The organism is Streptomyces sp. NBC_00873 (genome assembly GCF_045207415.1).
Lineage (GTDB): Bacteria > Actinomycetota > Actinomycetes > Streptomycetales > Streptomycetaceae > Streptomyces.
Genome location: NZ_CP108803.1, coordinates 5118827 through 5138483 on the forward strand (window position 1 = coordinate 5118827; position 19657 = coordinate 5138483).

19 protein-coding genes and 1 pseudogene are annotated in these 19657 nt (G+C 70.8%); 15 read left to right on the top strand and 5 right to left on the bottom strand.

Annotated features, from left to right (window positions below):
* Nucleotides 1–3: 3 nt before the first annotated feature.
* A complete protein-coding gene (locus OH809_RS23585; protein WP_406420527.1) occupies nt 4–1011 on the bottom strand; it encodes an SAM-dependent methyltransferase in 1008 nt (335 codons plus the stop codon).
* A 96-nt stretch (nt 1012–1107) separates the two neighbouring features.
* On the opposite strand from OH809_RS23585, the gene OH809_RS23590 reads away from it, so the two are divergent.
* Entirely contained in the window at nt 1108–2307 is a 1200-nt protein-coding gene (locus tag OH809_RS23590) for a sensor histidine kinase (RefSeq protein WP_406420526.1), read from the top strand.
* Nucleotides 2308–2349: 42 nt separating this feature from the next.
* A complete protein-coding gene (locus OH809_RS23595) occupies nt 2350–3024 on the top strand; it encodes a response regulator (RefSeq protein WP_406420525.1) in 675 nt (224 codons plus the stop codon).
* An 81-nt stretch (nt 3025–3105) separates the two neighbouring features.
* Here the strand turns inward: OH809_RS23595 and OH809_RS23600 are convergent, their stop codons facing one another.
* On the bottom strand, nt 3106–4218 hold the full coding sequence (locus OH809_RS23600) for a DUF5937 family protein (RefSeq protein ID WP_406420524.1): 1113 nt from the start codon (nt 4216–4218) through the stop codon (nt 3106–3108).
* Nucleotides 4219–4322: 104 nt separating this feature from the next.
* Between OH809_RS23600 and OH809_RS23605 the strand changes: the two genes are divergently transcribed.
* Entirely contained in the window at nt 4323–4598 is a 276-nt protein-coding gene (locus OH809_RS23605; RefSeq protein WP_406420523.1) for a hypothetical protein, read from the top strand.
* Between the two features lie 244 nt (nt 4599–4842).
* Here OH809_RS23605 and OH809_RS23610 read toward each other — a convergent pair whose 3' ends face one another.
* Nucleotides 4843–6042 (bottom strand): threonine aldolase family protein, encoded by a 1200-nt coding sequence (locus tag OH809_RS23610; protein WP_406515500.1) that lies wholly within the window; start codon nt 6040–6042, stop codon nt 4843–4845.
* Nucleotides 6043–6224: 182 nt separating this feature from the next.
* On the opposite strand from OH809_RS23610, the gene OH809_RS23615 reads away from it, so the two are divergent.
* The 10 genes from OH809_RS23615 (at nt 6225) to OH809_RS23660 (ending at nt 14335) form a co-directional block, all read left to right on the top strand.
* The gene (locus tag OH809_RS23615) at nt 6225–7175 is read left to right on the top strand and encodes a Rossmann-like and DUF2520 domain-containing protein (protein WP_406515501.1); all 951 of its coding nucleotides are present in this window, start codon (nt 6225–6227) and stop codon (nt 7173–7175) included.
* A complete protein-coding gene (gene panC, locus OH809_RS23620; RefSeq protein ID WP_406420520.1) occupies nt 7172–8185 on the top strand; it encodes a pantoate--beta-alanine ligase in 1014 nt (337 codons plus the stop codon). The genes OH809_RS23615 and panC overlap by 4 nt, the downstream gene beginning before the upstream one ends.
* On the top strand, nt 8182–9933 hold the full coding sequence (locus tag OH809_RS23625; RefSeq protein ID WP_406420519.1) for an L-aspartate oxidase: 1752 nt from the start codon (nt 8182–8184) through the stop codon (nt 9931–9933). The genes panC and OH809_RS23625 overlap by 4 nt, the downstream gene beginning before the upstream one ends.
* Before the next feature lie 2 nt (nt 9934–9935).
* Nucleotides 9936–10979, top strand: a complete 1044-nt coding sequence (nadC, locus tag OH809_RS23630) for a carboxylating nicotinate-nucleotide diphosphorylase (protein WP_327245715.1) — start codon at nt 9936–9938, stop codon at nt 10977–10979.
* Nucleotides 10979–11776 carry a type III pantothenate kinase gene (locus OH809_RS23635; protein WP_266984380.1) on the top strand — a complete coding sequence of 266 codons (798 nt, stop codon included), beginning with the start codon at nt 10979–10981 and terminating at the stop codon, nt 11774–11776. Before nadC ends, OH809_RS23635 begins: the two co-directional genes overlap by 1 nt.
* A 138-nt stretch (nt 11777–11914) precedes the next feature.
* Nucleotides 11915–12496 (top strand): hypothetical protein, encoded by a 582-nt coding sequence (locus OH809_RS23640; RefSeq protein WP_406425023.1) that lies wholly within the window; start codon nt 11915–11917, stop codon nt 12494–12496.
* 61 nt (nt 12497–12557) lie between these two features.
* The gene (locus OH809_RS23645) at nt 12558–12737 is read left to right on the top strand and encodes a hypothetical protein (RefSeq protein WP_327245717.1); all 180 of its coding nucleotides are present in this window, start codon (nt 12558–12560) and stop codon (nt 12735–12737) included.
* Between the two features lie 134 nt (nt 12738–12871).
* Complete coding sequence (locus OH809_RS23650) at nt 12872–13288, top strand: BlaI/MecI/CopY family transcriptional regulator (RefSeq protein ID WP_406420518.1); 417 nt, start codon at nt 12872–12874, stop codon at nt 13286–13288.
* Between the two features lie 57 nt (nt 13289–13345).
* On the top strand, nt 13346–13855 hold the full coding sequence (locus OH809_RS23655; protein WP_406420517.1) for an amino-acid N-acetyltransferase: 510 nt from the start codon (nt 13346–13348) through the stop codon (nt 13853–13855).
* Between the two features lie 144 nt (nt 13856–13999).
* Entirely contained in the window at nt 14000–14335 is a 336-nt protein-coding gene (locus OH809_RS23660) for an Lsr2 family protein (RefSeq protein WP_366689405.1), read from the top strand.
* On the opposite strand, the gene OH809_RS23665 is transcribed toward OH809_RS23660, so the two are convergent.
* Nucleotides 14314–14952, bottom strand: coding sequence for an SCO3374 family protein (locus OH809_RS23665; protein ID WP_406515502.1), 639 nt, complete (start codon nt 14950–14952; stop codon nt 14314–14316). The genes OH809_RS23660 and OH809_RS23665 overlap by 22 nt on opposite strands.
* A gap of 430 nt (nt 14953–15382) precedes the next feature.
* On the opposite strand from OH809_RS23665, the gene OH809_RS23670 reads away from it, so the two are divergent.
* On the top strand, nt 15383–17911 hold the full coding sequence (locus OH809_RS23670; protein ID WP_406420515.1) for an ATP-dependent Clp protease ATP-binding subunit: 2529 nt from the start codon (nt 15383–15385) through the stop codon (nt 17909–17911).
* An 82-nt stretch (nt 17912–17993) separates the two neighbouring features.
* Here the strand turns inward: OH809_RS23670 and OH809_RS23675 are convergent.
* A pseudogene (locus tag OH809_RS23675) lies at nt 17994–18307 on the bottom strand (trypco2 family protein).
* A 457-nt stretch (nt 18308–18764) separates the two neighbouring features.
* On the opposite strand from OH809_RS23675, the gene OH809_RS23680 reads away from it, so the two are divergent.
* Nucleotides 18765–19466 (top strand): M23 family metallopeptidase, encoded by a 702-nt coding sequence (locus tag OH809_RS23680; protein ID WP_406515503.1) that lies wholly within the window; start codon nt 18765–18767, stop codon nt 19464–19466.
* Nucleotides 19467–19657: the final 191 nt, after the last annotated feature.

Sequence of the window (19657 nt, forward strand, 5' to 3'; positions counted from 1 at the left end):
TCGTCAAACGCCGGAGGGGCTCGACAGGCTCGCCCCCACCCGTTGCATCAGCCATCCGAAATCGCCCAGTCCGCCCCGTGCGGTCAGCTCGGCCGCCTCGCCCGCCGACGCCAGCGCCCGCACATACGCCGCCGGGTCGGTCGAGGCGAGTGCGAGCGACGGCCGCTCCCCGCTGACCCCCAGCCCCCGCAGCGCCTCCCGCTGATCCACCACCTCCGGCTCCATCCCGCCCCCCGCACCCGCCGCCGCGCACGCGTCCAGCGCCACATGCGAGGTCAGGTCGCAGCTGCCGTCCGGCACCGGCAGCACCTCGCGCCCGGCCCGGAAACCGGTCAGCGTGCCGAACGGCGGCCGCGCCTCCCGTACGTGGGCGTAGTCGACCGCCACCGCGAGTCCTTCGGACAAGGCGGCGACCGCCCGCGCCCACGCCTCGTCGCGCGGCCGCCCGATCTCCGCGCGGCTGCCGGGACCGGCCGACGGCCACCAGCGGCGCAGCCACTCGGCGTCTGCTCCGGTCACCGGTGCGCCCAGCCGTTCCGTGCCGTCTGCCGTCCGGACAAGCACATACCGGTCGACGCCGTCCGCGTCGGTCTCCGCGACCGGCGTCGGCACGTTGTCCAGCCACTCGTTGGCGAACAGCAGCCCCCGCGCCCCCTGCGGCGGCTCGGCGCACCACTCGATCCGGGGGTCAAGGTCCGGCGGCCGGGCGGCGATCTCCACCGCGTACGCCCGTACCGCGAGCCCCGCCGGGGCAATGCCCGGCAGCGCCGCCAGCACCCCTGTCAGCAGCTCGCCCCGCCCGGCCCCGAGGTCGACCAGATCGACCCGGTCCGTACCCAGCTCCCGCGCCGTCCCGGCCAGCAGCCTGGCCACGGCGGCGGCGAACAGCGGCGAGGCATGCACGGAGGTACGGAAATGCCCGGCCGGCCCCTCGGGGCTCCGGTAGAACCCCCCGTCCCCGTACAAAGCGGTCTGCGCCGCCTCCTGCCACCCACGCCACTCATCCGTCACGGAGCCAAGTCTCCACCCTGGGGAGTACGGTCCCAGGAACCGGATCGGCCCTTCGGCTGACCCAGTCACCTATCGGCCTTCCCTACGCTGGGTCACGTGCAGCGCCTCTACGACTTCATCCGCAGACACCCGACGGGCGTCGACACCTTCTGGGCTGTCGTCCTCCTCGGTCTCTCCGGCCTGTCCGTGGTGGCCGACCCGAGCCGCGGATCGCAGCGGCTCCCCGCCGTGCCGATCATCATCGGCCTCTGCCTGGTCGTCGCACTGCGCCGCAGGGCACCGGAGAAGATGCTGCTGCTCGCCGTCGCGATGGGCGTCGCGCAACTGGCGTTCGGTGTCAGACCGAGCGTCGCGAACTTCGCCATGCTGGTGATCACCTTCACCGTGGCCACGGTCGGTGAGCGTTGGGCGTCCCGGCTCGCGCTGGTCTGCAGTCTCTGCGCGGCCGGTCTCTCACAGCTGCGCTGGCCGAACGAGATGCGCGGCGGCTGGGCACAGGAGATCTTCGTCGTCGTCGTCATGACGGTGCCGTTCGTGCTCGCCTGGGTGCTCGGCGACTCGATGCGGACCCGGCGGGCGTACTTCGACCAGCTGGAGGAGCGCGCAGCCCGGCTGGAGCGGGAGCGCGAGGCGCAGTCGAAGGTCGCGGTGGCCGCCGAGCGGGCCCGTATCGCCCGCGAACTGCACGATGTCGTCGCACACAACGTCTCCGTCATGGTGGTGCAGGCCGACGGTGCGGCGTACGTGATGGACGCGGCGCCCGACCAGGCCCGGCAGGCCCTGGAGACGATCTCCAGCACCGGCAGGCAGGCCCTCGCCGAGATGCGCCGACTGCTCGGCGTGCTGCGGACCGGCGACGCCCGGGAGAGCGGGGAGTACGTCCCGCAGCCCGACGTCGAGCAGATCGAGGACCTGATCGAGCAGGTCAGGCAGACCGGCCTGGCAGTGGACTTCAAGATCGAGGGCACCCCGCGCCCGCTCCCCAGCGGGGTCGAGCTGACCGCGTACCGCATCGTGCAGGAGGCCCTGACCAACACCCGCAAGCACGGTGGCCCGGACGCCGGTGCGAGTGTGCGGCTGGTCTACTTCGACGACGGGCTCGGGCTGCTGGTCGAGGACGACGGCCGGGGGGCCGCGCACGAACTGTACGAGGACGGCGGCGCCGACGGCGCGGGTCACGGGATGATCGGCATGCGGGAGCGGGTCGGCATGGTCGGCGGCACGCTCGACGCCGGGCCGCGCCCCGGCGGCGGTTTCCGGATCAGCGCGCTGCTGCCGCTCAAGCCCGCCCACTAGCCCACTGACCCTTGCTGGACAGGACAGGAGACAAGGACCCTCATGGCGATCCGCGTGATGCTCGTCGACGACCAGGTGCTGCTGCGCACCGGTTTCCGGATGGTGCTCGCAGCCCAGCCGGACATGGAGGTCGTCGCCGAGGCCGGCGACGGCGCGGAGGCGATCGAGAACCTTCGTTCCACCGCAGTGGATGTGGTGCTGATGGACGTCCGCATGCCGAGGCTGGACGGCGTCGAGGCGACCCGGCGCATCTGTGGCGGGCCCGATGCGCCCAAGGTGCTCATCCTGACCACGTTCGACCTCGACGAGTACGCGTTCTCCGGACTGAAGGCGGGGGCGAGCGGCTTCATGCTCAAGGACGTGCCGCCGGGCGAGCTGCTCGCCGCGATCCGTTCGGTGCACAGCGGAGACGCGGTCGTCGCCCCGTCCACCACGCGGCGACTGCTCGACCGCTTCTCGCCTCTGCTGCCGAGCAGCGGCAACGAACCGCAGCACAAGGACGTCGGCAAGCTCACCGAACGCGAACGCGAGGTGATGCTGCTGGTGGCGCAGGGCCTGTCGAACGGCGAGATCGCGGCACGCCTGGTGCTGTCCGAGGCGACGGTGAAGACGCACGTCGGCCGCATCCTCACCAAGCTGAACCTGCGCGACCGGGTGCAGGTCGTCGTCCTCGCGTACGAGACGGGGCTGGTGCGGGCCGGCGGCGGGGCGGGCTGAGAGGCTGTCGCGATCTCTCCGCGGGACCCGTCCGGGCTCAGGCACAGGCGGCTGGACCGGGCCCACGGCGCCCGGTGCCGCTCACCGCAGCACACCTTCCAGGAAGTCGCTGCCGAGCCGGGCCACCACGGTCAGGTCCAGCTGGTGCAGTACGTAGCGGCCGCGGCGTCGCGTGGTGACCAGGCCGGCCTTCTTCAGTACCGAAAGATGCCGGGAGACCTCGGGCGCCGTGATGCTGTGCGAGTCGGCGAGTTCACCGGTGGTGTACGGGGAACGGGCGAGGTTGCGGCACAGGCGCATCCGCATGGGGTGGGCCAGCGCCTCCATCCTCAGCTGCAGGATCTCGACCGAGGCCGGGGACGGCAGCTCCGGGCGGTGCACCGGGTAGTGGATCACCGGCCGCCAGCCGGGTGCGTGCAGCACCATCAGATGCGGCCAGCCGAAGCTGGACGGGATGAGGGTCAGCCCGGCGCCGATGGACGGGTCGGTCGCGGTGGTCGAGCCCTCGGTCATCTTGTCGACGCTGATCCGGCTGCCGCACTCGTCGAGCGAGAGCGCTGCGGACACCGCGCCCAGCGCCTCGTCGGTGCCCTTGCGGCGCAGCAGATCCGTCTTGTGCCGGGCGTCGGCGACCAGCTGGACCTGGACCCGGCGCCAGGTGTCCGCGAAGAACGCCTCGTCGCAGTCCTCGAAGAGACGCCGGACCCAGCGGCGTACGGGGGCGGGGTCGGCCAGCAACTGCTGGGTGAACTCCACCTGCCGCGGACCGCGCGCCGCCGCCATGTCCAGGGCGCGGGCGCGCATGCCCGGGTCGCTGAGCGGGGAGGGGGCGCCGATCCCGTACAGGCTGGCGCAGGTGAACTCCAGGGCGGAGGCGACGAACCGCTCGTCGTCCAGCCGGTCGAGGATGTCGAGGTCCTCGGCGAGCGTCGCCCCCGTCCTGCCGTCACCGCCGCGGACCCCGGCGAACGCCATGAAGACGTCCGAGAACGTGTTCCGCCACAGGAACTCGGCCTCGTGCAGCCGGTCGGCCAGGTCCGGCTCCAGCGCACTGCCGGTCGCCGTCGCCCAGCCGTGCAGGCCGGGGTGGTGCCCCGGCTCGGAGAGCGCATGCAGCGCGAGCCCCAGCTCGGCGAGGGGCGAGGTCTCGAAGACGATGTGTTCGGACGGCAGTCCCGCGATGTCGATGTTCACGCTCACCCCTCCATAGTGCGGGGTGCGGAGAGAGCGTCACGCGCCATTTGACGGTGGTCGTCAATCGACGGGCCGGACCCGCCGGAGCGGCCCAGGCTGAGGTCATGGACGCGATGCAGCAACACATGATCGACAGCTACCGCGCAGCTCAGCACGGGGAAGCGCCGCCGCCACTGCCTGGCCGGCACGACTGGGAGGCTGTGCGGGAGGCCCGCGACGCCCGCCGCTTCGAAGCGGTGATCGAAGGCCGCCCGGCGAACCGCCGCTGGAGAACGGCCCTCCGAGAACGCCTCACCCGCCGCCTGCCGGGCACCGTCGGCCGGTCCGGCAGCCCCGCCCGGCCCGTCGGTCCCGGCACTTCCGGCCCGTCCGGGGTCTGAGGACGGAACGGCCCCGGACGCCCCGGCACCCGCCTCTCATCCAGTGCCCCTCCCGGCAAGCTTTGCCCCGTCGCGCCGCCCAGCACGCCCGCTCGCAAACGTTGGCCAAAAGCCCTGGTAGCTCCTCCCCCAAGCTCTCGACTTCGTTCGAGCAGGGGAGACCCCACCCAAGGACTTCCGGCCGCCTTGCGATCGCACGCGCTGGACGACGCTCCTCATGGGGCAGACATTGCCGGTCACGGCACTAGGCCAGCCGCCGCACGAACTCCCCCACCGCATCCCGCACATCCCGTTTCGTCCACTCCAGCCCCGCCTCCGCCACCGTGACCTCCGTGTACGACGTCCCGGGCGGCCCCGCGGCGGCCGGGTGCCACCTGCGGAAGAGCGCCACGCCCGTCTCCTCCGCCTGCCGCACTCCCGCCTTCGTCAGGACATCCGCCGGGTACGGCAGCCACACCTGGAACTGATGCGTGTGAGGCGGCTCCGGATGCACCCGGAACCACGGCACTGCGGACTCTGCGAACCCCTCGGTCAGCGCCCCGGCCACCACCTTCGCCTGCGCCACGTACGAAGCCAGTTTCGGCAGCTCCCGTTCCAGGCCGATCAGCGCGGCCAGCGCCGCCGGGAACTGCTGGAAGAGCTGCCCGCCGTACCGGTGGCGCCAGGTGCGCGCCTCCTCGATCAGGGACTCGGGACCGGCGAGCGCCGCCCCCGACAGCCCGCCGAGGCTTTTGTAGAACGACACGTACACGCTGTCCGCCAGCGCCGCGATCTCCGGCAGCCCGCGCCCGAACCGGGGGGCGCACTCCCACAGCCTCGCGCCGTCCATGTGCACCACTGCATCACGTTCGCGCGCGGCCGCCACCACGGCCTCCAGCTCCTCCCACTCCGGCAGGACGAAACCGGCGTCGCGCAGCGGCAGCTCCAGCATCAGCGTGCCGAACGGTTCGGCGAAGTCGCGGATCTCCTCCGCGGTGGGCAGCCGCGGCGCAGACGTCGGGTGGACGGTACGCAGCCCGCTCACCACCCCCAGCGCGCCGCGCTCGTGCACCTCGGGGTGGGCGAGCGGGTGCAACGCCACGGTCGGATTGCCGGTGCGCCCCGCCCAGCAGCGCAGGGCGACCTGCTGCGCCATCGTCCCGGTCGGGAAGAATGCCGCAGCCTCCATGCCCAGCAGCCCGGCGATCCGCGTCTCCAGCTGGGCGACGACGCCGTCCCCGTAGATGTCCGCGGGCTGGTCCGGGTCGGCGACGGACGCGGCGTGCGCGGCGAGGTCGGCCAGCTGCTCCCCGAGGGTGCGGTCGACGTGCGGCCGCGCCAGGACCCGCTCGGCCCGCCGCCAGGCGCCGATCCGGCGAAGGCGCTCCGCCTGTTCGTCGTCAGGGGAGCCACCCCGTACCTCGTCCCGTACCTGCACCTGCACCTGCTCATCCGTGTCTGCCATGGGACGATCATCACGCAGAACGCCACCCCCGCCCATACCTTTTCGCGGCCCCTGCCCCGCCTGGCGATCCACGTGTCCGTCCACAGCCTGTGGACGGCCGGGAGCCCGGACGAAACGCTGGCGTAGCATGCAGAGAAATCGTCCGGTACCCCCCGCGGACTGGAACGGAAGGCCATCGCCGCGTGAATGCAACAACACCCAGGGAGCCCCTCGACGCGAGGGACCGCCCCGCCCGACTCACCGTCGGCGTCGTGGGCGCGGGCCGCGTCGGCCCCGCCCTCGCCGCATCCCTGCAGCTCGCCGGACACCGCCCGGTCGCCGTCTCGGGTGTCTCCGACGCGTCCGTGCGCCGCGCCGCCACGCTTCTGCCCGACGTCCCCCTCGTGCAGCCCGCAGAGGTGCTCGCCCGCGCCGAGCTGGTGCTGCTGACCGTCCCCGACGACGCCCTGCCCGGCCTGGTCGAGGGCCTCGCCGAGACGGGCGCGGTCCGCCCGGGACAGCTGATCGTCCACACGTCGGGGCGCTACGGGACCCGGGTCCTGGAACCCGCACTGCGGGCCGGCGCCCTGCCGCTCGCCCTGCACCCGGCGATGACGTTCACCGGCACCGCTGTCGACGTACAGCGGCTGGCCGGATGCTCCTTCGGAGTCACCGCCCCCGAGGAGCTGCGGCTCGCCGCCGAGGCGCTCGTCATCGAGATGGGGGGCGAACCCGAATGGATCGCGGAGGAGTCCCGTCCGCTCTACCACGCGGCGCTCGCCCTCGGCGCGAACCACCTGGTCACCCTGGTCGCCCAGTCGATGGAGCTGCTGCGCACGGCAGGGGTCGCGGCCCCCGACCGGATGCTCGGCCCACTCCTCGGCGCCGCACTCGACAACGCGCTGCGCTCCGGTGACAACGCGCTGACCGGCCCGGTGGCCCGCGGCGACGCAGGCACGGTCGCCGCGCACATCGGCGAGCTGCGCAGGCACGCCCCGCAGACCGTGGCCGGTTACCTCGCGATGGCCCGTGCCACCGCCGACCGGGCGCTCGCGCACGGCCTGCTCAAGCCGGAGCTGGCGGAGGACCTGCTCGGCGTCCTGTCCGACGGTGCGGGCGGCGCGGGCAGCACCGGACCGGGAGGGATCCGATGAACACGACCGGAGCCGCCACGCTGCTGCGTACGGCGGCCGAACTCGCCGCGTTCGGTGCACGCACGGGACCGCGGGCCGTCGTCATGACGATGGGCGCCCTGCACGAGGGCCACGCCACCCTGATCCGTGCCGCACGCACCGCCGCGGGCCCGGACGGGCAGGTCGTCGTCACCGTCTTCGTCAACCCGCTGCAGTTCGGTGAGGCGGCGGACCTCGACCGCTACCCCCGTACCCTCGACGCCGATCTCGCCGTCGCGGGCGCGGCCGGCGCCGACGCCGTCTTCGCCCCGTCCGTCGACGACGTCTACCCCGGCGGCGAACCGCGGGTCAGGATAGACGCGGGCCCGATGGGCGAGCGTCTGGAAGGCGCGTCCCGCCCGGGACACTTCAACGGGGTGCTGACCGTTGTCGCCAAGATGCTGCACCTCACCCGCCCCGATGCCGCGTTCTTCGGACAGAAGGACGCCCAGCAGCTGGCGCTGATCCGCCGCATGGTGCGCGATCTGAACTTCCCGGTGGAGATCGTCGGCGTGGAGACGGTCCGCGAGCCCGACGGCCTCGCGCTCTCCAGCCGCAACCGTTTCCTCGACGCCGAGGAGCGCCGCACCGCCCTCGCTCTCTCCCGGGCCCTGTTCGCCGCCCGGGACCGGCTGGCCGCCCAGCAGGCGCTGCACGCCCGCGCCCAGACCACGACGGCGACGACGGGCCGGGCCGCGGCGCTCACCCGCCTCGGCGAGGTCCGCGCGGCCGCCGACACCCAGGCGGTGGCCTGGGCCCGGCCCGACGACGGACCCGCGGCGGTACGTGCGGCCGCGCGCACGATCCTCGACGACGCGGCCGCCGCGCAGCCCCCGCTCGCACTGGACTATCTGGCGCTCGTGGACCCGGCCGACTTCACCGAGGTCCCCGATGACCGGACCACCGGTGACGCGATCCTCGCCGTTGCCGCGCGGGTGGGTGCCACCCGACTCATCGACAACATCCCGCTGACCTTCGGAGCCGACACGTGACCGGAATACGGCTGACCGCCCCCGCCCCCGGCTGGGCCATCGACGCGGATGTCGTGGTGGTCGGCTCCGGCGTCGCCGGCCTCACCACCGCACTGCGCTGCGCGGCAGCGGGCCTCGCCACCGTCGTCGTCACCAAGGCCCGCCTCGACGACGGCTCCACCCGCTGGGCGCAGGGCGGCATCGCCGCGGCGCTCGGCGAGGGCGACACCCCCGAACAGCACCTGGCCGACACCCTGGTCGCGGGCGCGGGCCTGTGCGACGAGTCCGCGGTGCGGACCCTGGTCACCGAGGGCCCCGATTCCGTACTCCGCCTGATCGAGACCGGCGCGCACTTCGACACCACCGACACCGGCGACATCGCGCTCACCCGCGAGGGCGGCCACCACCGCCGCCGTATCGCCCACGCGGGCGGGGACGCGACGGGCGCCGAGATTTCCCGCGCCCTGGTCGAGGCGGTCCGCTCCGCGGCCCTCCACACCGTGGAGAACGCCCTGGTGCTGGACCTGCTGACGGACGCCGAAGGGCGTACCGCGGGCGTCACCCTGCACGTCATGGGCGAGGGCCAGCACGACGGCGTCGGCGCGGTCCACGCCCCCGCGGTGGTCCTTGCCACCGGCGGCATGGGCCAGGTCTTCTTCGCCACCACCAACCCGCCGGTCTCCACCGGCGACGGTGTCGCGCTCGCGCTGCGGGCCGGTGCGGAGGTCTCCGACCTCGAGTTCGTCCAGTTCCACCCGACGGTCCTCTTCCTCGGCGCGGACTCCGAGGGCCAGCAGCCCCTCGTATCGGAAGCGGTACGGGGCGAGGGCGCCCATCTCGTCGACGCGTCCGGTACGCGGTTCATGGTCGGGCAGCACGAACTGGCGGAGCTGGCGCCCCGCGACATCGTCGCCAAGGCCATCACCCGCCAGATGCAGCTGCACGGCACGGAGCACATGTATCTCGACGCCCGCCACTTCGGCGCCGAGATGTGGGAGCAGCGGTTCCCCACGATCCTGGCGGCCTGCCGCGCCCACGGCATCGACCCGATCACCGAACCCGTCCCGGTGGCGCCCGCCGCGCACTACGCCTCCGGCGGCATCCGCACCGACCTGCGCGGCCGGACGACGGTCCCGGGCCTGTACGCGTGCGGAGAGGTCGCCTGCACGGGCGTGCACGGCGCGAACCGGCTGGCGTCCAACTCGCTCCTGGAGGGGCTGGTCTTCGCCGAGCGCATCGCTGCGGACATCGTCGCGAACGGTCCGCGCACCGCGCAGGCACCGGCCTCCGAAATGCCGGCCGCCGGACTCCCCGCCCCCTCCCCGCTCCTTGCCTCCGAGGCGCGGCCGCAGATCCAGCGGATCATGACCCAGGGCGCCGGAGTCCTCCGTTCCGCAGCCAGCCTCGCCACCGCCGCCGACGAGCTGGAGGCCCTGCACCGCAGCGCCGCCGTCGACGCCGACGCGGCCGAGCCCAAGGTCGCGGTGCCCGGCGTCGAGGCATGGGAGGCCACCAACCTCCTGCTCGTCTCGCGCGTCCTGGTCGCTGCCGCCCGGGAGCGCGAGGAGACCCGCGGCTGCCACTGGCGCGAGGACCGGCCCGAGCGCGACGACGAGACCTGGCGCCGCCACCTCGTCGTCCGGCTCACCCCCGACCGGCAGCTGGTCCTGGCCCGTACGGATTCCGAGGCATTCCCGCCCGTACGCGCGACGGGGGCACCAGACTGCGCAACAGCACCCACGAACCACCCCACTCCCGAGGAGCCGTAACCGTGAGCACGCCCGAAGAGAATCCGCGCCCCACACCCGTGGACGTACCGCTGATCCAGATCGGCGCGCCCGCACCGGCCGCGGGCGGCTGCGGGGACGCCTGCGGCTGCGGCGGGGAGGAAGGCTATGAGCTGGACCCCCTGGAGTGCGGTCTCGACCCCGACCTCGCCCAGCTGCTCGCCGACGCGGGCCTCGACCCGGTCCAGGTCGAGGACGTCGCGCACGTCGCCATCGAGGAGGACCTCGACGGCGGTGTGGACGTCACGACCGTCGCCACGGTCTCCGAGGAGGCCATGGCCACCGGTGACTTCACCGCCCGCGAGGCCGGTGTCGTCGCAGGTCTGCGCGTCGCCGAGGCCGTCCTCTCCATCGTCTGCACGGCCGAGTTCGAGGTCGAGCGCCATGTCGAGGACGGCGACCGCGTCGCCCCCGGCCAGAAGCTGCTGACCGTCACCACCCGCACCCGTGACCTGCTCACCGGCGAGCGCAGCGCGCTCAACCTGCTCTGCAGGCTCTCCGGCATCGCGACCGCGACCCGCGCCTGGGCCGATGTGCTCGAAGGCACGAAGACGAAGGTCCGCGACACCCGCAAGACCACCCCGGGCCTGCGCGCCCTGGAGAAGTACGCGGTGCGCTGCGGCGGCGGCGTCAACCACCGGATGTCGCTCTCCGACGCAGCGCTGGTCAAGGACAACCACGTCATCGCGGCCGGTGGCGTCGCCGAGGCGTTCAAGCGGGTGCGGGACGAGTTCCCGGACGTACCGATCGAGGTCGAGGTCGACACCCTGGACCAGGTCCGCGAGGTCCTGGAGGCGGGAGCCGACCTGATCCTGCTGGACAACTTCACCCCGTCCCGGACCGAGGAGGCCGTCGCGCTCGTCGGCGGCCGCGCGGTCCTGGAGTCCTCCGGCCGGCTCACCCTCGACACTGCCGGTGCCTACGCCGCCGCAGGCGTCGACTACCTGGCCGTGGGCGCGCTCACCCACTCCTCGCCGATCCTCGACATCGGCCTGGACTTCCGCGACACCGACGGGGCCGGCGTCTGATGCTGCTCACCATCGACGTCGGCAACACCCACACCGTCCTGGGCCTGTTCGACGGTGAGGAGATCGTCGAGCACTGGCGGATCTCCACCGACGCCCGCCGCACCGCGGACGAGCTCGCGGTGCTGCTCAACGGCCTGATGGGCATGCACCCGCTGCTCGGCGAGGAGCTGGGCGACGGCATCGAGGGCATCGCGATCTGCTCCACGGTCCCGGCCGTCCTGCACGAGCTGCGCGAGGTCACCCGCCGCTACTACGGCGACGTGCCCGCCGTGCTCGTCGAGCCGGGCATCAAGACGGGCGTCCCGATCCTGATGGACAACCCGAAGGAGGTCGGCGCGGACCGCATCATCAACGCGGTCGCGGCCGTCGATCTCTACGGCGGCCCGGCGATCGTCGTCGACTTCGGCACGGCGACCACCTTCGACGCGGTCTCTGCCCGGGGCGAGTACGCGGGCGGGGTCATCGCCCCCGGCATCGAGATCTCGGTCGAGGCGCTCGGCGTGAAGGGCGCCCAGCTCCGCAAGATCGAGCTGGCCCGGCCGCGCAGCGTGATCGGCAAGAACACGGTCGAGGCCATGCAGGCGGGGATCGTGTACGGCTTCGCGGGCCAGGTCGACGGCGTCGTCGAGCGCATGAAGAAGGAGCTGGCGGCCGACCCGGACGACGTCACCGTCATCGCGACCGGCGGCCTTGCTCCGATGGTGTTGGGGGAGTCCTCCGTCATCGACGAGCACGAGCCCTGGCTCACGCTCATCGGGCTGCGACTGGTGTACGAGCGCAACATCGCCCGGATGTAGGGCACGCGCCGGGTACCTGCGGAAACGGCGCGGCGGCGCGAGGGCTGCCGCCGCGCCGCCAGCGCCCAGTTAAACGGATTTTGTCCATTTAGCACGTATTGTCGCGATATGCCCACGCCTTACGGATCACGCGGCGGTATGGCGTTCAGCGCGGACGAGCTGCGTGTGCTCCGACGCGCCCTCGCCAACGCCCTCCGCCCCGCGCCCCTGCCCGACGAGGACGTCCAGGACTGCCTGCGGCTCGCGAGTTCCCTGGACGAGGCGGTCGAGGAGGCAGGACGGCTGCGTGCGTTCCTCCTCACCGACCTCGTCCGCTACCGCGACGCCCTGCCAGGCTCGGTCACCAGCTATCTGGAGCTGCTCCAGGACGCCCTGGCCGCCGGATACGACCCCCGCCCGGAGGATCTGGCCGCCCTGCGCACCCAACGGGGCAGACCGGTTGCCGCAGCGCTCCTGGAGCGCTGCCACGTGCTCGCCGAGCGGTCGGTGCGGGCCCGTCTCGCCGGACGCGCCGTCCCCACGACAGCACCCGCCCCACGCAGCCGTCTGCTCGCACTGCCCGGCGGCCGGGCCGCGACCACGGAACCCGAAAAGCCGAAGGCCCCGGCGGCCCCGGCCCGTCCCGTGCCGCCGTCCGAACGCCCCGCCCCGAAGCCCTCGGAAGTCTTCCCGCCCCGCCGCCGGCCCGTCCCGCCCCCGCAACAACGCGCCGCGGGATAGCCACGCCGGACAACGGAGGGGTCGCGCGGAAGTCCGTACCGGGATCGCTACTCTGGATCCCATGGACTACGTATCCGCGCTCGTGCCCCCTGTGGTGATGGCCGCCTTCTTCATCGGCCTCGTCGTGACGATCGTCAAGAGCCAGGGCGGCCCGAACAAGGCCAAGGAGGACGCGGCCGTGGACTCGGCGCTCAGCCGCGCCGAGGCGGCGCAGCAGACACCGCGGACCGAAGGCGTCTGACCGGTACGGCGCGTACCGCACCTTGCGTACCGCGTCCCGCACCGAATGAAGGGCGTGCGGCTCACCAGGAGTCGCACGCCCTTTTGTTGCGCAAATAACCGGTCATTCCGGACATCTAGCGCTAAGGTGACGCTGTGCCTCGCCAATTGGGAGAGCTGGAAGACGCCGTGATGACACGGGTCTGGCAATGGAACCGTCCGGTCACCGTGCGGGAAGTCCTTGAGGACCTTCAGAAGGAACGGTCCATCGCGTACACGACCGTCATGACGGTAATGGACAATCTCCATCAGAAGGGCTGGGTGCGCAGGGAAGTCGAAGGCCGCGCATATCGATATACGGCGGTCTCCACCCGCGCCGCCTACTCGGCCGCACTGATGAACGAAGCCTGGTCCCACAGCGACAACCCCGCCGCCGCTCTTGTCGCCTTCTTCGGCATGATGTCCGCCGAGCAGCGGGAAGCACTCAGTGACGCGATGCGGATCGTATCGCCGGAGCTGCCGGAGACAGGCGATCGCCCGGCCGATGACTCGGACACGGAGTCCGGGCGATAGCGTCGGGGCATGTCCTCAGAGCTTCCGCATACCGATTTCCGTACCGAACCGTCGGTTATGAACGCAGCCATCACCGTCCGGCGTGCCCGGACGAGCGACGTGCCCTCGGTCCGCCGTCTCCTCGACGGGTACGTACGCGAAGGCATCCTGCTCGACAAAGCGACAGTGACGCTTTACGAGGACATCCAGGAGTTCTGGATCGCGGAACGCGACGAGGACGCCCGCATCATCGGCTGCGGCGCACTCCATGTGATGTGGGAAGACCTTGCCGAAGTCCGTACTCTCGCGGTCGATCACAGCATCAAGGGCGCCGGCGTGGGGCATCAAGTCCTGGACAAGCTGTTGCAGACCGCCCGCTGGCTGGGTGTGCGCCGGGTTTTCTGTCTCACCTTCGAAGTCGACTTCTTCGCCAAGCACGGCTTCATGGAGATCGGAGAGACGCCGGTTGACACAGATGTCTACAGCGAGCTGCTGCGTTCCTATGACGAGGGCGTAGCAGAGTTCCTCGGTCTCGAACGAGTGAAGCCGAACACCTTGGGTAACAGCCGGATGCTTCTGCACCTGTGACCGTCGGGAGACGCCGGAACCCTATGTCCGAATCGCGCACGTTTCCCGTGTTCTTGCGCTCCTGAACCTCTCCCAGGGGTTTGTGTTTTCCGGGGAAAAGCGGTTTCCTTTCCGCGTACTGCATTTTCGATGAAAGGAAATCCCGTGGCACAGAAGGTTCAGGTCCTTCTTGTCGATGACCTCGACGGTGGCGAGGCGGACGAGACAGTGACGTTCGCTCTGGACGGCAAGACGTACGAGATCGACCTCACCACGATCAACGCGGACAAGCTCCGTGGTCTTCTTGAGCCGTACACCAAGGGCGGCCGGCGTACCGGCGGCCGTGCCGCGGCGGGTCGTGGCAAGGGTCGCGCCGTTACCGGTGGCAACAAGGACACCGCTGAGATCCGTAAGTGGGCGCGCGAGAACGGTCACAATGTGAATGACCGTGGTCGTGTTCCGGCAGAGATCCGCGAGGCTTACGAGAAGGCCAACGGCTGAACTGCCGACCGATCCGTCGACAGTCCCTTTGCCGACAGCTCCGCTGTCGGTTGCACCGTTGTCGTCCGCCCCGTCCGGGCATGCATCAACCGGGCCCGGTGGCATTCCGTTGCCACCGCGTCCACGAGCCGTACGAGATCGGGAGCATCCCCACCCCTGCTCCCGAGGCCGGCGAGGGCCGGGAGCTCCGGCTTCCCCTCGTGCCGCAGCTCGGGGGGCCGCAGCCATGCGGCGGCCCCCGGCGAGCCAGGAGCCCAGCCGGGCGGCGTCGGTGCGATGATCCGCCCGCCCGTACCGACGGCGGTCAGCGCGAGGGAGACCCCGCCCCACTCCAGCCAGTCGAGCAGCCCCGGCAGCTCGTCGGCGCTCCCTGCGGCCACCAGCAGCCCCATGGTCCGCCCCGTCAGCGCCACGGGTCCTGTGCGGCCCAATCGCCGCAGCGCCGCGTACCCCGCGGCCGCAGGCAGTTCCAGGACGTCGAACCGCAGCCCGGTCGGCAACTGCACCGGAGCGGCCCCTTCCGTCGGCCAGCCGACTTCGTGTTCGTACCACCACGCACAGTCACCATCGCGCTCGTCGGCGAGCGCTGCGCGTGGGGGCGGGACAGTGAGGGCCATGCCCGAAGAACTGCCGGGCCACCCCAAGAGTTACGCAGAGTCTGCGACCGTGTGCAGAACGTGTCCATGATGGGGGCGTGCGAGCGCATTTCCGGGCGCAAGGATGTTCGCCCGTAGCGGAGGGAACCGGCGCGCGCCGCATGGACTGTCTGTAATTGCGGGTAGGAACATCCCTAGTGGGGAGGGGCGACACGCGGCTCGGCACGTCTCACGTTCGCCATCGGCGTACTGGCGATAGGGGTATCTGCCTGGCCTGCGGGAACATCGTCTCGCACCATCGGGTTGGAGCAGTTGTCGGCGTTCGGGGCAGGAGGCCAAGTACGGGTGTCGGCAGTTGGAATGAGCGGTCCCCGCTTGCGGGACTAAGCTGCGGAAGGACAGGGAGGGGACCGACCCCTTACTGCCTGACCGCTCTGAGGAGCGATTAACGATGTTCGAGAGGTTCACCGACCGCGCGCGGCGGGTTGTCGTCCTGGCTCAGGAAGAAGCCCGGATGCTCAACCACAACTACATCGGCACCGAGCACATCCTCCTGGGCCTTATCCACGAGGGTGAGGGTGTCGCCGCTAAGGCCCTGGAGAGCCTCGGGATTTCGCTCGAGGCGGTCCGCCAGCAGGTGGAGGAGATCATCGGTCAGGGCCAGCAGGCCCCGTCCGGGCACATCCCCTTCACCCCCCGAGCCAAGAAGGTCCTGGAGCTGTCGCTCCGCGAGGCTCTTCAGCTTGGCCACAACTACATCGGCACCGAGCACATCCTGCTCGGCCTGATCCGCGAGGGCGAGGGCGTCGCCGCCCAGGTCCTCGTGAAGCTGGGTGCCGACCTGAACCGGGTGCGGCAGCAGGTCATCCAGCTGCTCTCCGGGTACTCGGGAGGCAAGGAGGCGGCCTCCGCAGGCGGCCCCGCGGAGGGCACGCCCTCCACGTCCCTGGTGCTCGACCAGTTCGGCCGGAACCTCACCCAGGCCGCTCGCGAATCCAAGCTCGACCCGGTCATCGGGCGCGAGAAGGAGATCGAGCGGGTCATGCAGGTGCTCTCCCGCCGTACCAAGAACAACCCGGTCCTCATCGGCGAGCCCGGCGTCGGCAAGACGGCGGTTGTCGAGGGCCTGGCGCAGGCCATCGTCAAGGGCGAGGTGCCCGAGACCCTCAAGGACAAGCACCTCTACACCCTCGACCTCGGCGCGCTGGTCGCCGGTTCCCGCTACCGCGGTGACTTCGAGGAGCGCCTGAAGAAGGTCCTCAAGGAGATCCGCACCCGCGGCGACATCATCCTGTTCATCGACGAGCTCCACACCCTCGTGGGTGCGGGCGCCGCCGAGGGCGCGATCGACGCCGCGAGCATCCTCAAGCCCATGCTGGCGCGAGGTGAGCTCCAGACGATCGGTGCGACGACGCTCGACGAGTACCGCAAGCACCTGGAGAAGGACGCCGCTCTTGAGCGCCGCTTCCAGCCCATCCAGGTCGCGGAGCCGTCGCTGCCGCACACCATCGAGATCCTCAAGGGTCTGCGCGACCGCTACGAGGCCCACCACCGTGTCTCCATCACGGACGAGGCGCTGGTCCAGGCCGCGACGCTGGCCGACCGCTACATCTCGGACCGCTTCCTGCCGGACAAGGCGATCGACCTGATCGACGAGGCCGGTTCCCGGATGCGTATCCGCCGGATGACCGCGCCGCCGGACCTCCGCGAGTTCGACGAGAAGATCGCGGGTGTCCGCCGCGACAAGGAGTCGGCCATCGACTCCCAGGACTTCGAGAAGGCAGCTTCCCTCCGCGACAAGGAGAAGCAGCTGCTGGCGGCGAAGGCCAAGCGGGAGAAGGAGTGGAAGGCCGGCGACATGGACGTCGTCGCCGAGGTCGACGGCGAGCTCATCGCCGAAGTCCTGGCCACCGCCACCGGCATCCCGGTCTTCAAGCTGACGGAGGAGGAGTCCTCCCGACTGCTGCGCATGGAGGACGAGCTCCACAAGCGCGTCATCGGCCAGAAGGACGCCATCAAGGCCCTCTCGCAGGCGATCCGCCGTACGCGAGCCGGTCTGAAGGACCCGAAGCGCCCCGGTGGCTCGTTCATCTTCGCCGGCCCGTCCGGTGTCGGTAAGACCGAGCTCTCCAAGACGCTCGCCGAATTCCTCTTCGGCGACGAGGACGCGCTGATCTCCCTCGACATGTCGGAGTTCAGCGAGAAGCACACGGTTTCCCGCCTCTTCGGTTCTCCCCCCGGTTACGTGGGTTACGAAGAGGGCGGCCAGCTCACCGAGAAGGTGCGCCGCAAGCCGTTCTCCGTCGTCCTCTTCGACGAGGTCGAGAAGGCCCACCCCGATATCTTCAATTCCCTGCTCCAGATTCTGGAGGACGGTCGCCTGACCGACTCCCAGGGCCGGGTCGTGGACTTCAAGAACACGGTCATCATCATGACGACCAACCTCGGGACCCGGGACATCTCCAAGGGCTTCAACCTGGGCTTCGCCGCCCAGGGCGACGTCAAGACCGGCTACGAGCGGATGAAGAACAAGGTCAACGAAGAGCTCAAGCAGCACTTCCGTCCGGAGTTCCTCAACCGTGTCGACGACACGGTCGTCTTCCACCAGCTCACCGAGGAAGACATCATCCAGATCGTCGACCTCATGATCGCCAAGGTGGACGAGCGCCTGAAGGACCGCGACATGGGCATCGAGCTCAGCTCGGAAGCCAAGTCGCTCCTGGCGAAGAAGGGCTACGACCCCGTGATGGGCGCCCGGCCGCTGCGCCGGACGATCCAGCGCGAGATCGAGGACATCCTCTCCGAGAAGATCCTCTTCGGTGAGCTGCGCCCCGGTCACATCGTGGTCGTCGGCACCGAGGGCGAGGGTGAGGAGAAGAAGTTCACCTTCCGCGGCGAGGAGAAGTCGGCGCTGCCCGACGTCCCGCCGATCGAGCAGGCGGCAGGCGGCGCCGGCCCGAACCTGACGAAGGACGTGTAAGGGCGCGCTGAGCGTCCGAGCATTCGAAGGGGCTGCCCCGGACCGTTTCATACGGTTCCGGGGCAGCCCCTTCGCTGTGCCGTCAGGTGCGCACGATGAGCCCCTCGCCGCCGATCGTGGCGTCGCGCGGTTTCCGGGTGAGGGAGGCCAGGTGGGTGCGGCCCGTCGCCCGGGACGCGTCGGCGCCCGCCTCCACCACCCAGGCCTTCACCTCGCCGCCGCCCTTGACTTGCGGAGTTCGAGGGTGAACTCCATCTGGATGTCGCCGAACTCGAAGGCCACGGGGCGGCCGGTGGCGCGGCTCGCGGCGTCGATGAGCTGGTTACGGATGGACTCGACGGCGTCTGCGAGCCCGATGCCGTCCATGGCACCCGGGTCAGTGCGGTCGCTGGTCATCGCTGTCCCGCCGGGAGCTGAGCGTCTGCCGTGACAGCGTCGTCAGGTTGCATGCCGAATATCCCGAATCGGGCGGTCTTCGGTCCCGTCGGTCGTGACAAGGCGCACACCCCCTTTCGGCCCTCCTATGAGGCATAGGAGACGGGACCGGGATCGCGGAAGGGGCCTTCGCCCCGCAGTGGAACGGGACCTTCGGTGCGACGGAAGGGGAGGTCTGAAACGCTGCAACATGTCCGTTTCAGGCCGTTTGGAGCTGGGGTTAAACCTGTTCGGTCGAGGAGATTCGGCCGAGCTGTGTGTCGAGGATCCGGGACCCATGGCAACGAGTTCCCTGGGGCTCGAATACGGCTTTTCTTCGTAGATGGGGTGTTTGAGTACAGGCGGGGTGGCGGGTTACCAAGGGATGGCCAGCCCGGCGGACAAGCCGGGTCTGCTCACATCCGGAGGACCCCCGCTTATGTCGAAGCGCGTTACGTTCCAGCACTCCCGCCGCCCGTCCATGTCCCGTGTCCGTGGCGCCGTGGTGGCAGCCGGCCTGGGGACGTCGATGGTTCTCGGCGCGGGCGCTGCGTTCGCGGCCGCCCCGGCGAGCGCCCCCGGCACCGCAAGCCTGATCAGCGCCACCGCGGCCGACTCGGTCGCCGCGCAGGCGGCCGCGCAGGCCAAGGCGGCGGTCAAGAAGGCCGCTGCGGCGGAGCAGGCCGCGCGCAGCTCCGCCAAGGAAGCCGCCGGCAAGGCCGCTTCCTGGATGACGCCGGTCCGCCACTACACGCTGAGCGCCTGCTTCGGCACCGACGGCAGCCGCTGGGCTCACAAGCACTCCGGCCAGGACTTCGCCGTGCCGATCGGGACCAAGGTCGAGGCCGCCCACTCCGGCACCGTCGTGAAGGCCGGCCCGAACGGCGGCGGCGACGGTCCCGCGTACGGCAACGCCATCGTGATCAAGCACGGTAACGGCGCGTACTCGCAGTACGCGCACCTGTCGCGGATCGACGTGCGCATAGGCCAGACCGTGAGCACGGGCGAGAAGATCGCTCTCTCCGGCAACACCGGTAACTCGAGCGGCCCGCACCTGCACTTCGAGATCCGGCACACCGCCAACTACGGTTCGGCGATCAACCCGGTCTCGTTCCTGCACCAGAAGGGCGTCACGGTCTGATCCGACCTGATGACCGCACCACGGCCCGGATCCCGCCAGTGCCCCCTCCCGGCAATCTTTGCCCCGTCGCACCGCCCGAAACGCCCGCTCGCCGCACTGGCCAAAAGCCCCGGTAGCTCCTTCCCCAAGCTCTCAACCTCGTTCGAGCAGGGGAGACCCCACTCAAGGACTTCCGGCCGCCTTGCGATCAC

Excerpts from the sequence above, each read along its gene's own strand:
- panC (WP_406420520.1), top strand. The coding sequence starts at position 7,172 with ATGAACACGACCGGAGCCGCCACGCTGCTGCGTACGGCGGCCGAACTC.
- OH809_RS23670 (WP_406420515.1), top strand. The coding sequence starts at position 15,383 with ATGTTCGAGAGGTTCACCGACCGCGCGCGGCGGGTTGTCGTCCTGGCT.
- OH809_RS23610 (WP_406515500.1), bottom strand. The coding sequence starts at position 6,042 with ATGGCAGACACGGATGAGCAGGTGCAGGTGCAGGTACGGGACGAGGTA.
- OH809_RS23595 (WP_406420525.1), top strand. The coding sequence starts at position 2,350 with ATGGCGATCCGCGTGATGCTCGTCGACGACCAGGTGCTGCTGCGCACC.
- OH809_RS23665 (WP_406515502.1), bottom strand. The coding sequence starts at position 14,952 with ATGGCCCTCACTGTCCCGCCCCCACGCGCAGCGCTCGCCGACGAGCGC.
- OH809_RS23655 (WP_406420517.1), top strand. The coding sequence starts at position 13,346 with ATGAACGCAGCCATCACCGTCCGGCGTGCCCGGACGAGCGACGTGCCC.
- OH809_RS23640 (WP_406425023.1), top strand. The coding sequence starts at position 11,915 with ATGGCGTTCAGCGCGGACGAGCTGCGTGTGCTCCGACGCGCCCTCGCC.
- OH809_RS23635 (WP_266984380.1), top strand. The coding sequence starts at position 10,979 with ATGCTGCTCACCATCGACGTCGGCAACACCCACACCGTCCTGGGCCTG.
- OH809_RS23680 (WP_406515503.1), top strand. The coding sequence starts at position 18,765 with ATGTCGAAGCGCGTTACGTTCCAGCACTCCCGCCGCCCGTCCATGTCC.
- OH809_RS23645 (WP_327245717.1), top strand. The coding sequence starts at position 12,558 with ATGGACTACGTATCCGCGCTCGTGCCCCCTGTGGTGATGGCCGCCTTC.
- OH809_RS23605 (WP_406420523.1), top strand. The coding sequence starts at position 4,323 with ATGGACGCGATGCAGCAACACATGATCGACAGCTACCGCGCAGCTCAG.